The organism is Dactylosporangium thailandense (assembly GCF_059739745.1).
Map to the genome: position 1 here is coordinate 1188151 of NZ_AP029195.1, position 13028 is coordinate 1201178.

At 73.8% G+C, this 13028-nt stretch carries 9 protein-coding genes; 5 read left to right on the plus strand and 4 right to left on the minus strand.

The genetic code is table 11. The features are described 5' to 3' along the window. The first annotated feature begins 20 nt into the window (after positions 1-20). From AC6JBM_RS05090 to AC6JBM_RS05110, 5 genes are read left to right on the plus strand one after another with little or no spacing between them, the layout of a single operon-like run. Positions 21-4145, plus strand: coding sequence for a WD40 repeat domain-containing protein (locus tag AC6JBM_RS05090; RefSeq protein ID WP_497982464.1), 4125 nt, complete (start codon positions 21-23; stop codon positions 4143-4145). A 7-nt stretch (positions 4146-4152) separates the two neighbouring features. Beyond that, positions 4153-5307 carry a hypothetical protein gene (locus AC6JBM_RS05095; protein ID WP_497982465.1) on the plus strand — a complete coding sequence of 385 codons (1155 nt, stop codon included), beginning with the start codon at positions 4153-4155 and terminating at the stop codon, positions 5305-5307. Beyond that, entirely contained in the window at positions 5307-6443 is a 1137-nt protein-coding gene (locus AC6JBM_RS05100; RefSeq protein WP_497982466.1) for a caspase family protein, read from the plus strand. Before AC6JBM_RS05095 ends, AC6JBM_RS05100 begins: the two co-directional genes overlap by 1 nt. Beyond that, positions 6440-8932: a hypothetical protein gene (locus tag AC6JBM_RS05105; RefSeq protein WP_497982467.1), complete on the plus strand. Its 2493-nt coding sequence runs from the start codon at positions 6440-6442 to the stop codon at positions 8930-8932. Before AC6JBM_RS05100 ends, AC6JBM_RS05105 begins: the two co-directional genes overlap by 4 nt. Continuing rightward, complete coding sequence (locus AC6JBM_RS05110) at positions 8932-10614, plus strand: hypothetical protein (protein ID WP_497982468.1); 1683 nt, start codon at positions 8932-8934, stop codon at positions 10612-10614. Before AC6JBM_RS05105 ends, AC6JBM_RS05110 begins: the two co-directional genes overlap by 1 nt. 154 nt (positions 10615-10768) lie before the next feature. On the opposite strand, the gene AC6JBM_RS05115 is transcribed toward AC6JBM_RS05110, so the two are convergent. From AC6JBM_RS05115 to AC6JBM_RS05130, 4 genes are all read right to left on the minus strand, one after another. Next, positions 10769-11233 (minus strand): hypothetical protein, encoded by a 465-nt coding sequence (locus AC6JBM_RS05115; RefSeq protein WP_497982469.1) that lies wholly within the window; start codon positions 11231-11233, stop codon positions 10769-10771. A 53-nt stretch (positions 11234-11286) separates the two neighbouring features. Then, positions 11287-11643 carry a hypothetical protein gene (locus AC6JBM_RS05120; protein ID WP_497982470.1) on the minus strand — a complete coding sequence of 119 codons (357 nt, stop codon included), beginning with the start codon at positions 11641-11643 and terminating at the stop codon, positions 11287-11289. Positions 11644-11786: 143 nt separating this feature from the next. Continuing rightward, entirely contained in the window at positions 11787-12161 is a 375-nt protein-coding gene (locus AC6JBM_RS05125; RefSeq protein ID WP_497982471.1) for an integrase core domain-containing protein, read from the minus strand. A gap of 426 nt (positions 12162-12587) precedes the next feature. Further along, entirely contained in the window at positions 12588-13025 is a 438-nt protein-coding gene (locus AC6JBM_RS05130; RefSeq protein ID WP_497982472.1) for a hypothetical protein, read from the minus strand. Between the last annotated feature and the right edge of the window lie 3 nt (positions 13026-13028).

The window sequence follows — 13028 nt, forward strand, 5'->3', positions numbered from 1 at the left end:
CCCGGGCACGATGAACATTGATGTCGACCCCAGGCCTGCCGTCAACCGCGCCGCCGAGCGCCGGGCGAAGTGATCCCCTCGGTGCACTGCAGCGCGTCGCGGACCAGGCCCCGAACCAGCACACCGCCCAGGACGTCAACGGCCCCGACGGGCTGTGGTGGGCCGCCTGCGCCGCGGCGCAGGGCGCCGACCGCGATCGGCTGACCTCGCCCGGCATCGGCACAATCCTGCGCCGGCTGCGCGACGAGGCCACCGACGCGCCGACCGGAGAGCGCCTCGCGCGCAACGGGTCAGCTGTCGTCGCGGCGGCGCTCGCCCTGTCCTCGGCCGACGACGCCGATCGCGCCCACCGGCTGGACGAGCTGACGAACCGGTGGAAGCTGTCCCACTCGCTGCCGCCGGCTCTGGCCCGGTCCGGCCTGCCGTTCGCGCTGATCGGCGCCGAGGAGCCCGGGCTGGCCGCCGCGCTGGCCGACCTCGCGAAGCGACAGGCGACGCCGGAGCGCTCCATGGCCGGGCTGGTGCTGGCGCTGCTGGGCCGGCGGACGGTCGCGACCCGGGTACCGCTCGCCACCCACGTGCTGCTCGACGCCGACACCAAGGGCACGTCGGTGACGGGTGCGGCGGCCCGGCTCGACATCTGCGAGCTGCCGGGCGGGCCGCCCGGACTCTACCCCGACCCGCGGTCGATGAGCTTCTTCGACGGCGACCGCAGGTTTCAGCGCGGCCTCGCCGCCGCGTGGGAGGCCGCGGTCCGCGATGTCGCCGATCTCCCGTGTGTGCTGTGGCGGATGCGGCACACCGAGCCCATGGACGGGTATCCGGTGTCGTTCGTGAGCGGCGACTCGGCCGGGGCGGCCTTCGCGGTGCTTCTCACGATCCTGCTGCGTCAGCGCTCCACCGCCGGCGGGCTGCGGGCGCGGATCGACCGGGTGCGACGGCTGCGCGGACGCGTCGCCCTGACCGGCACCGTCGGCCCCGACGGCACCATCGGGCGGATCACCGGTCTCAGCGCCAAGCTGACCGCGGCCCACGCGCTCAAGATGCGCCCCATCCTCCCGCAGGCCAACCGGGGCGCCGACGAGCAGGTGCCGGGCGGCCTCGAGCCGGACTGGATCGCCACCGTCGGCGACGGGTGCCGCCTGGCGACCCAATGGCCGCTCAAGTACCGCCGGATCGGCATCGGGGTCGCGGTCGCCGCGCTGACCGCCGTCCTCGCGGGCATCGGCGGGATCTGGTGGAACGACCTCCAGGGCGACCCGGCCCGGCACGCCGCGGTCGCCGGCCACCTCGTCGACGCCGCGCGGGAGGAGCAGGACCGCGCTCCGGGCCTGGCCGGGGTCCTCGCCGCGCAGGCCTACGCTCAGGCACCCGCCGGGTCGGACCGGGCCGCGGCCGCGCGGGAACTGGTGCGGCAGCTGACCTACAACGGGCGGTACGACGGCTCGGCCCACATCGACGCCGGCCACGCGACCGCCACGGCCGCAGCGGCCACGGCCGAGGGCCAGGTCCTGCTGACCGGCACCGACCGCGGCGACATCCTGGCTACCCGCATCGGCGAGCGCCAGGCCTTCACGCGCGAACTGGGCGCCAACACCGGCGTCGTGCAGATCGCGGTCAACCCCGTGACGCCGTCGCAGTTCGCCATCGCGGGCCGCGACGGCAACCCGGCGATATGGCGGCTCGAAAGCGGTCGGATCAAGCCCGGCACCCGTCTCGACATCGGCGTGGGCCAGCGCGGCCCGATATGGTCGGTCGCGTTCAGCCCGGACGGCCTGGTGCTCGCCGTCGGCGACAACCAGGGCTGGGTCACGCTCTTCAACACCGCGACGTCGGCCACGCTGGGCGCAGTCCGGCCGCACCTGACACTGCCGATCCAGCCCGCCGCGATCACCGCCGTCGCGTTCGGCCCGCCGGGCAGCGGCATGCTCTACGCCGCCACGGCCGCTGGCCGCCTCATCGGCATCGACTACCGGACCCTTGCGCCCGGCTCCGCGGCGCCGCCGGTCGTGCGGTCGATCGCCACGCCCGAGCACGGCCCTGTGCGGGCGCTGGCCCTGATCCCGGAGGCCGGCTGGTATTCGCGGCTCGAAGGCCGCGCGGGCGCGCTGCTGCTGGGCACGGACCAGGGCCTGGTCGCCTGGGACCTCGACGCGCAGCGGGAGGCGGTGCCGTTCCCCGCCGCCGGCATCGGTGAACGGGTCGAGACGCTCGCCGTGCGCGGCCCGCTCATCGCGGTCGCCACGGCCAACCGCACCGCGGTGATCGAGCACGACATCACGGCCGGTTCGCGCGCCGGGTCCGGGGCCGAGCAGCCCGCGATGCACAGTCTCGTCGTCCGCGACGTGCGCACCGGTACCGCACCCGGCGCATCGCTGTTTGACGACGGCCTGCTCAGCCCGGCGCCGGACGGTGACGTGCGACTGTGGCGGCATAGTCGGCGCCCGCTGAGCGAGTCTCCGGCCGCCCTGGCCAACCCAGCCGTCCGCGCCGAGGACGTGGGCATTGACGCCGACGGTGCGCTGTACGTCCTCGGCAGCGACGGCATCGTGGTCCGGGCCCGCGACGGCCGGACCGACAAGGGCGACGCGGGCCCGAGCGGCCCGGGCGAGGTGCCACCGCGGCGCCTGCTCGCCGTGCCGCCCACTGACGCCGTGGGCGCCGTGGCGGTCGCCGACACCGACCCGAAGGCGTCCCAGCCCCTAGTGGTGCTGGACCGGCGCACGCTTCGCCCGATCGATGTGCCCGACCTCGAGCACACGTTCGCGGGGTGCGGCGGCATCACCGCTGTCACCTTCGCCGCCGTCGAGCCGCCCGCGCTCCTCATCGGCTGCAAGAGCGGCGTCGTGCAATCTTGGGACGCGCTGACCTGGCGGATGACCGCGGCGGTCCGGCTCGACGACGGGGGCCCGGCCGGCTTCGCCACCGCCGACGGCGCGATATTCGTCGCCGGCGGTGGCGCCGACAGCATCACCCGGCTGCGCGCCGGCGACCTGACCGTCGACGGTACCGTCGCCTCCGGCGGCGGCGTGACAGCCCTCGCCGCGGTCGGCGGGCACCTGCTCACGGGCCGGGCCGACGGGGAACTGCAGGCCTGGTCGGCCGACCTGCACCGGCTGGGCTCGCCGGTGGCTATGGGCGGGCCGGTCGCCGCGATCGCCGCCAGCACCACGCAGGGCCTGACCTTCGTGGCCGTCGATCAGAACCTGGTCGTGCTCGACAGCGGGGACCTCAGCCGGGTGGTGGCCGCACCGGCCGGTCAGCCGATCGACGGGCTGGCCGCCGGCCCGGCCGGTGACCGGATCATCGGACGCCTCGTGCCGCCGGTGGCGAAGTACGCGGTCGCCGGTGCCCGCCCGGCGACCGGCACCACCATGGCGCTGTCCTGGGACCTCGCCCCGGCGCACCTGGTCACCCGCGCGTGCACGGTGCACGGCGGCGACCTCACCGACGCCGAGTTTGCGCGGTACAGCGGACAGGACCGGATCAAGCGGCGGCCCCAGTGCGCCGCGCCCGCGCCCGGGCCCAGCGCCTCCGGCAGCGCCGCGGCCGGACCGTTCGCCGACGTCGAGGACGGTCCGCTGGTCGCCGCCACCGCACCGGCCCGGCAACGGTTCGGCCGGCAGTGCGACTCACTAATCAGCGCGGGCGGCAGCTGTGACCTGATCTCCGACGGCGAGCACGAGTACGCCTGGACGATCACCCCCGGTGCCCAGGTCGAGAGCAGCGGCGAGTGGGAGCACCGGCTCGTGCTCTACCAGTCAAGCGACGACCAGACCCAATGGGTGCCGGTACTGCAGACCGAGAAGTACTGGACCGGCGTGCGGATCTTCGTCCGGGAGGTCGACGGCGAGCACGGGCCAGCGTCGCTGGCCATCGGGCACCGGACCGGGCACCGGGGTGGCTTCGCACAGCTGGCGCTGGTCCACGGCGGGCGCATCGAGGCAACCGTCAACACCGTGGTCAACGCCGAGCCCGAGGGCGACGGCCTGCGGGTCTGGGTCGGCGTCTACTCGGCCGCCGACTCCGACGCCAGCCCGAGCAACTGGGCCACCTATGTCCTGCACCGCGCCGACGACGGGCACTGGTCCGCTGCCGACTGGCGGCCGATCGCCCGCGCCGACATCCCGCGTTCCGACGAGTGAGGTAACCGTGCCGATTGTGGTGGTACACGGCGTTGGCACCCGCGACGGCCAGGTTCACCGGCGCCGGGTCCGCGGCCGCGACGGGCTGATCCGGCGGTTCCTGGCCCCGCCGCTGGGCCTGGACCCGGCGGCGACGACGATCCTCAACCCGTACTGGGGCGGGGTCGCCGCGCGGTTCGCCTGGGACCACGCCTGCCTGCCGGACACCGGTGACGAGGTCTTCGGCGCCGACGGAGCGCCGGACGAGGACGAGGTGCTCGCGGTCCTCGCCGGCGAGCCGCAGCCCGCGCCGTCGCCGGACGACCTGTTGCTGCGCATTGCGCGCCGCTCGCCCGCGGCCGCCGTGGACCTGCTCTGGACGGCCGCCGCCGAGCTGCCCGGGGTCGGCCCCGCGCACCTGGACCGGCTCGCCGACGCCGCGGCCGGCGCGCTGGACTGGGCCGCCGCGGCCGAGCTGCGCGGAGTGTCCGACGACCGGGTCCTGCTCGGCCGGATCGGCGCGGCCGTCGCCCTGGCCGGAAGCGCCGAGCGGTTCGGTGCCGAGGCGGTGCCGGACCTGCTGCGCGAGGCGCTCAGCCGGCTGCGCACCTCGGGCACGCGCACCGCGTCGGTGGCCGCCACCCTGCTGCGGCGCCGGATGCACGTGGCGGCGACCGCATTCGCCGGCGACGTCCTCACGTACCTGCGGCAGCGCGAGCGCGACGGGGACGGCGGCGCCATCGCCACGACCGTCGCCACCGAACTCCGCGCCGCCGACGCCGCCCGGACCCCGGCCGACCCGGCAGTCGTCGTCATCGCGCACAGCATGGGCGGCAACATCGTCTACGACCTGCTCTCCGGTCCGCTAGCCGGCCTGCACTGCGACACGCTGGTGACGGTCGGCTCCCAGGTCGGCCTATTCGCCGAGCTCGGCCTGCTCCCGGCCGTTGACCCGCCGGCCGATCCGCGGCGCGACCGGGTGCCGCGGCTGCCGACCGTCGGGCGCTGGCTTAACGTCTACGACGATCGCGACCTGCTCGGGTACGCCACCGGGCGGATCTTCGAGGGCAGCACCGACCTGCGGTACGACACCGGCGCCGGGCTGTTAAGGGCCCACTCGGCGTACCTCGGCCGCCCTAGCTTCCACCGCCGCCTGGCGCAGTGGCTGGCGGGAGACGCCTGATGTACCTGGAGACGCCGCGCCCCGGCCCCGTGACCCACGCGCTGATCATCGGCGTCGGCGGGTATCGTCACCTGCCCGGCGGCTCGGGGCACTTGTCGGCCGACGCGGACAAGTTCCCGGGTCTGGAGCAGCTCAGCTCGCCGCCGGTGTCGGCACTCGCGGTCGCCGAGTGGCTCGCCGCGAGCCGACCCGAGCTGTGGACCGCCCCGCTGGCCAGCATCGACCTGATCGTCGAGCCGCATCCGAAGCACCCGGAGGTGCTGGCCGGAGTGCCGGGGGTCACGGCGCCCACCATCGGCGCGGTCCGGCGCGCGTTCGCGCAGTGGCGGGAGCGCGCGCAGAGCCGCCCGGACAACGTGGCCCTGCTGTACTTCTGCGGCCACGGCCTGCAGTCCTCGCACGCCAGCCGGCTGCTGCTCACCTGCGACTTCGGCGCGCACGAGGACGCGCCGCTGCTCGGCGCGTTCGAGCTCGAGTCGACCCGCGACGCGTGCGTGCAGCAGGCTCCCGCGACCCAGTGCTTCTTCATCGACGCGTGCGCCACCACCGCGTACTACCTCATCGAGCACGAGGTCACCGTGCCCGGCCTGCGCAGCCCGCAGCGGCGGGCGACGCTCGAGGAGGCGACGGCCGCGGTGACGCTGCTGGCCGCGGCACCGTCGCGGTCCGCCGGCGGCCGGCCCGGCGAGGTCGCCCACTTCACCCGGGCCCTGCTCGACGCGTTCGCTGGCGGTGCGGCCCGGCGCAACGACGCGCTGGACTGGGCGGTGGACACGCAGCAGCTCATCAGTGCCGTCACGGCGCTCGCCACGCGCGGCCCGAGCGGCCAGCCGCCGCACCACGACGGCTACGGCAAAGCCGAGCTCTGGCGCACGCCCGCCTCGCCGCCAGTCGACCTCACCGTGGCGTTCACCCCGTCGGAGGCGCACCGCTGCGCCACGCTGTCCTGCATCGCCGACGAGCCACCCGACCCCGAGTGCCGTCGGCCCGGGTCGGAGGAGGAGCCGTGGTCCATCCGGGCGGCGGCGGGCAGCCATGTGCTGGACGCCCGCTTCGGCGCGGACTTCGAGCGGATCAACCGCCGCATCGACCTGCTGCCACCCGGCTCCGCGCTGCAGTTGCAGGCCTGGACATGACGGCGCCCGAGGTCCGGCTGCTGCTGCGCGCGCCGGTGCGCAGCGCCGAGGGCGTGCCGCTGGTCGTCGAGGCCTTCGACGCGCGGATGCGGCGAATCGCGGCCGGCGCGGCGCTTGTCGGCCGAGCCCATCCGGTGCCGCTGCCCGCGCCGGGCCGGGTCACGTTCGTCGTGAGCGCCCCGACCGGCGCCACGATCGCCAGCGGCCTCGACGTGCCCGGGCCGGACGGCGTCGACCACGAGATCGACCTCGCTCCGCTGGCGGCCCGTCCCTGGCTGCTGCGGTCGGCGCTGACCGGCCTCGACCGCCCGGCCGGCGCCGTCGAGCGGCCTGGCCCCGGCTTCGAAGATCCCGCGTTCGAGGGAGCGTGGATGCGCGTCTGGGAGCTTCCCGAGCCGAGCGCACGATGGGAGCCGGCCCGCGAACCGGTCTGCACGAGCCGCGACGCCGGAGCCCTGCGGGTCCGGATGCCAGCCGGGACGGCGGTCGCCCGGATGGTCCAGGCCGGCGGCGTGCATTGCCCGTGGCGCATGGTCAGCGTCCCGCCGGGCGCCGTTGACGTGACACTGCGCCCGCGCGGCGGCGACGCCCCGATGATCGGCATCGCGGTCGCCGGGGCCGAGCCGGGGGCCGACGCGATCATGGCGTACCTCACGCTCGGCGTCGGTGAGCGCCTCCGCTGGATCGCCGACGCGGTGCGGGAGACGGGTCCGTGGGCCCCGGCGACCCGGCTCGCGCTGGCCTACTGCGACGTAGTGCGGGCGGGCACCGCGACGGTCGCAGAGCCGCCGCCGGGCGAGGACGCCGATGCGCTGCTGCTGCGAGCCGCGGCGCTGGCCGGCCGCGGCGGCGCGGACGCGATGGCCGAGGCGCGGCCGTTGCTGGCCGCGGTCTGCCGCGACGGCCGTCTGCACTGGACCGCCGGGCTGCGGCTGCTGGCCCGGCTGATCCGCGCGGTCGAGAAGGGGCCGGGCCTCGACGACGCACTCCGGCGTGCGTGGCCGCGCATGCGGCGCATGCTGGCGGCGGCCCAGCTGATCGAGCCAACCGTCTCGTACTCCGGTCCGGTGCCGGGGTCGTTCGCGCCAGTCACCGGCATCCCCTTGGGCGCCGCAGCCGGCCTCGTGTGGCTCGGCCCGGCGCCGCGGTCGGCGGGAGCACCGGCCGCCGTGCCGGGTAACGACCTCAGTGCCGCCCTTGCGGACCTGGCGCGACAGGGGCTCGACGCGGGACGCACCGTTGTCGCCGAGCGGGGCCCGGTCCGCATCACCGGCCGGTGGGACCCGGCGGAGGACGCGCACGCGGTGCGGCTCGGCTTCTCCCGGACCGCCGACGGCACACCTATCGCAGTGCCCGGCTACACGGTCGAGGTGGACACCGGCGCGGAGCGCTACCTGGCGAACGTCGATGAGGCCGGCACCGCGACGGTCCGGGGCGTCCGGCCGGGGTCGTGGCGACTGCACCTCCGCGAGACGCTTACCGTGCTGCTCGGCCCAGACGCCCTGCGCCTGCCCGCCCTCCCGGTGGTGGCGCCGCTCGGTGCCTCCGGGGACGACCCCGCGTGGCCCGGCGACGAGCTCCCGGCGTTCATCGCGGACGGCGTTGCGGTCACGGTGGCCTACGACCGGCGCCGCGGCGGGCACCTGATCTCCGTTGAGGCTCGCACGCCCGGGCCGGACGTCCTCCCGGTCGAGTTCACGACCACGGTCGGCAGGCCGGTCGAGCTGTGGCTGCCGCTCGCCGCCGACGAGGACGGCATCGCCCGGGCCGGCGCGCTGCTCGGCGGCATCGACCCAGGCCAGCCGGTCGCGGCCGCGGCGCCGGTGGCGGTCGGCCGGGTCGCGGGGTGGAGCGAGACGGTGCTCCGCGCGTCCCTGGCCGCCGCGGCAGATGTCGGCACGCAGCGCGCGTGGGCGCGGGTCCTCAACCAGGCCGGGCCGGACGTCCGCGGCCTCGCCGGCGACGCCGACGTGCTCGGCGTGCCCGGTGGGGCGGCGCTGCCCACCGAGCCGCCGCCACACCTGCCCGCCGCCGCCCGGCAGGCCACCGACGAGGTGCTGGACGCGCTGGACGCCCTCGAAGGGCGCCCGTTCGGGGCCGGGCCGGCATGGTCCGATTCGGCCCTGCGGCTGCGGCTGGAGCTGATCAGCAGCGCGGACGACGTCCGGCTGAGCGCCACTGGGACGCAGGTGCTTGACGGTTCCGTGCTGCAGGTCGACGTCGGCCCGCCGGACGCGCCACGCCGCTGCCTGCTGCCACTCGTCGACGGCACCACCGCCGTGGCACTGCCGCCGTCGGCGCGCGGCGGCGTGGAAGTCGTCGACCTGTTCGATCCGGCCGTGCTCGACGCCAGCGCCGCCGCCGCGGTCCGCACGTCGGTCAGCCGTTGCGACGGTGCCGCTCGCGCCGCCTGGCGGCGCATCGCGTGGGTCCGGCTGCCGGGCGACCCGATCCGCGTCGCCGTCACCCAGGGCCTCGGAGGTGCCTGATGCGAGCCTCATCGCGAAGGCTCAACGTCGTCATCATCGCCTGCTCCGCATTGGTCTCCCTGCTGTCGGTGGCGGTCATCATTTACCTGGTCACCGCGTCACCCCGCGGCACGGCGGCGCCCGGCCCGGGCGGTCCGGGCGGCACGGTGGCGCCCGGTCCGGGCGGCCCGGCGGGCGGCTACCGCTACGCCTACACGACGTCCGCGCAGCTGGTGCTCGACTCCGACCGGCACGAGCGCCGGGCCGTCGCCGGGGACTTCGGCGGCCCGTTCTGGACGCAGACCGGCACGTTCCTGGTCACCCCGTCCCGGAGCACGACCGGCGACGAGTTCCTCACCCTCGTGGAGGCGTCCTCCGGGACGGTGCAGCGGCTGCAGTGCGACTGCACCGGGGCGGCGCCGGCGGGTGACAACCGGATCGCCTACGTCGAGACTCCGGCCCACCGGCTCGTCACGCTCGACCTCGCCGCTGACTCGGATCCGCAGCCCGTCGCGGTCACCCTGCCCGCCGGCCTGCAGGTGGTCGAGGTCATGGCCGGCGCGGCGGGCGCGGTGCTGCTGCGGACCCGGGCCCCCGGCGCCGAGCAGGACCCCATGGCCAAGGACGTGCTGTTCGCGGTCTCGCTCGCTGGCGGCCGGGCGACGAAGGCGGTCGAGCACGCGTTCATTGTCGGCTCATCCGCGGTCGCCGGTGCCGGGCCCGACGGGCGGCCGCGGTTCGCGATCACCATTCCGGCCGACGACGGCCGCTGCGTCAGCAGCAAGTACCTGATCTTCGACCCGTCCACCGGAGCGAGCACGAATCCGCCCTCGATGGTGCCGAGCGCTCCGGGCGAGACCGCCTGGATGACGATCTGGGACTGGTGGTGGGACGCCCGGGGCGCGCTCACCGCGAGCATCTCGGCCCACCGCTGCGGTGCGATCGGCGCCGAGATGACCGCACCGCCGACGCTCTTCCGCCTCGACGGCGACCATTGGACGAGCGTCGACAAGACCGTGGGCATCGCGCAGCGTCCGCTGGGCGGTGACGCGTGGCTGCAGCTGCAGGACGCGAACGGCCACGACGCGTCGCTGTACCTGCGCAACGGCCGGGAGCGGGCGAAGGTCGCCGACCAGGTGCGGAGCCTCGCCGTCGCCCCCGCGGTCGCGCCGCCGCTGCCCAGCCGCACCGCCGTCACGATCGACGGGCAGCTGCTGCGGCGGCTCGGCGTGTGCAAGGTCCCCTGCACGGTGACCGGCCTGGTGGAGTTCGACCATCCGGCCTGGGGTCGCACAAAGCTGGTGACCACGAAGGCCCGCGGCTCGGGGGACGTCGAGGCCGACATCGCCGCCGTCGACGCGAAGGGCGCCGTGCGCTGGAGCCACTTCGGCGGGCCCTGGGAGAAGCTGGCGTTCGCCGACCCGCCGCGGGACAAGACTGGCCACATCTTCCTGAACTTCAACCCGGGCCGGTACAACGGGGTGATCGTGCTCGCGCCGGTCACCGACGGCTTCGCGGACTTCGCGACGCTGCCCGACCCGGGCGATTACCGATCCCGGTTCTACAGCGCGGACCTGGTCGACGTCGACCACGACGGCACCTACGAGGTCGACAGCGCGCTGAACGACTGCGAGCCGAGCTGCGGCCAGGGCACTGTCCACCACACCGTCTACCGGTGGGACGGCGAGACTTACAAGGAGTGACCGGCACAGGTAAAGGTGAGGACGGGCTTGACGGCGGTGCCGTCGAGCATGGCGGCCGCCGCGTCGGCGATGCGCAGGGTGACCGACGACTGCGCCGCCGCGGCCGGCCCCGCGGGTGGAACCTCAACCAGATGCGGACTGCCTGCCGACGCGTTCAGCCGTAGGTTGTCGGTGTTTGCCAACTGGGGGGTTGCCGATGCGTCCCGTGCCAGACGATGTCCTTTGCCGTCTTGCGCTCGATGAAGCCGTCGCGCAGGAAACGAGCGCAGACGAGCCGCTCTTCCCGGCGATGGTGGGCTGGAAGGAACTCGCGGACGACACAGCTGGCTTGACCGGGGACGCCGGTCACCTGATCCCCGTCCGCGGTGCGGCCGAGGCCTGCGGTGAACGTCTCGAGGGTGGCGATGATCCGGGCGGCGACGGCGGCGAGCGCCATCGCGGCGGCGTCGTGCCCGGTCGCTTGGACGGTGCCGCTGCGATGCCGGTAGCGCTGAGGGACGAGATCCGCGCCGCCCAGGTGGCCCGCACTGAGCTCGCCGTCGCCGACGCGGACGGTGACGATCCCGCCGCCGTCACCGATAGCGCCGCCGTCGGGGTCGGTCGTGGGCCAGATCGCCAACTCTGAAACCTCCAGATAGATGGTTAGGGCAGGTTTGACACGATCTTGAAGGTCTACAGATTCACACTGTCGTGTTGTGGCCCTGCCGACGGCCCAGGTTTGGACTGCGAGTTGAGTGCCGCATCGCCGACGGCGTGCGCGGTGGCGGGGTCGAAGAATAGTTCGGTTGGCCTGCTGGCGCCGTCGAAGCGGATGGCGTAGTGCCGCTTGCCCCCGATTGTGACCTCGCTTGCACGTACGCCCGGGGTGGCTGCGAGGACTTTGAGCAGTGCCAGCCGGAGCGGTCCCGGTAGTAGTGGATCGGCGTGGTAGAACATGGCGGCGCATCGGCTGGCTGTCGGGTCCGTTTCGATCGTGCCGGGGCGCAGGACGTGGATCAGCCCGTCGGCATCGGTGGGCAGTGAGGCCAACCAGACCGGCGTGGGGTGCCCGACGTCAGGCCCTTCCTGGTCGAGCCTTTCCCGAGCGGAACGGGAAGTGTCGGCGATACTCGGCCGGCTGTCGACATCTTTGCTGTCGACGCTGCACTTGCCGAGAATGTCATCCGGGCAGGTCAGGCGGCATGTTCGTATTCATGGAGCATGCCGCCGAGATGATCGTGTCTTCGTATGTTGAGGCAGGCGATCCGTTCCGGATCGCCGATCGGTGCGGGCAAGGGGTGCAGTGGTCGGGCGTTGACGATGCCCTGGTGGGGCCTGTGTTCGTTGTAGAAGTGTTCGTACTCGTGCAGCAGGTGCCGCTGGTTCCAGATCAGCGTCCGGTCCAGCACCTCACGACGGCAGGTCTGGACCCACCGCTCCATGATCGCGTTCATGTGCGGTATCCGGATCCCGCTGAGTACGATCTCGACACCCGCATCCTTGAGAACGGCGTCGAACAACGCAGGGAACTTGCTGTCCGGTCGCGGATCAGGTACTTCACCCGGCATCCGGCATCCTCGAGGTCCATCACGAGGTTCTTCGCCGCTTGCGTCACCCAGGCGGCGGTCGGGTGCGCGGTCGCGCCCAGGACCCGGCGGTTGGCGTGCTCGATCACCGCGAGCACGTACATCCGCGCTCCGGTCAGGGTAACCGTCTCGAAGAAGCCGCAGGCCAGCAGGGCATTGGCCTGCGAGCGCAGGAATTCGGCCCACGTGCTGCAGCCGCGCTCGGTGCCGGGTCGATCGCTCGGTTGCCGATTCGCACAACCTTACGGCGAGTCGAACCACCCGCCATTGCCGACCAGCCACCGCCCGGATCGACCGTCAGCATCTGCGGGCACTGCTGCTCAAGGCGCAGTTCCGATCGTGCCGTGCGCGTCGGATAGGCCAGCATGATCCGAGCCTCCGGCCAGCCCAATCCCGAGACGCCTCGTGCTACAGCTGCCACACGGTGCTGGGGTCGTCCATGGCCCGCTTCAGGTCGACGAGGTTGCCGATGTCGGCGAGAGGTGACGTGCGTGCCACTTCGACGATCCCGCCGACTACAGCTTGGACTGCCGCGACGTCACCTGCTTCCAATGCCTGGTCGAGGCTGGCGAACAGCCGCTGATGGGTGTCGCGTCGCTCTGTGTAAACCCGGTCGAAGTAGTCCCGCAAGGCTTCCTGCGACGCTTTGATCCGGGCGATTTCGGTCTCGCGGTAGGTTCGGAGGTGCTCGCGTTTCGTGCTCTCCGCCTGGTGAGTCTGGACCACGTCGCGGACAACACCGACGATCAGGTTCAGTGCGCTGAACGCGTCTACCGCCCCGACCTGCAGATCTTTCGCCTTCGGACGTATCGGGGTGCCTTCCAGCACGTCCTTCTTCTCCGCCATTTG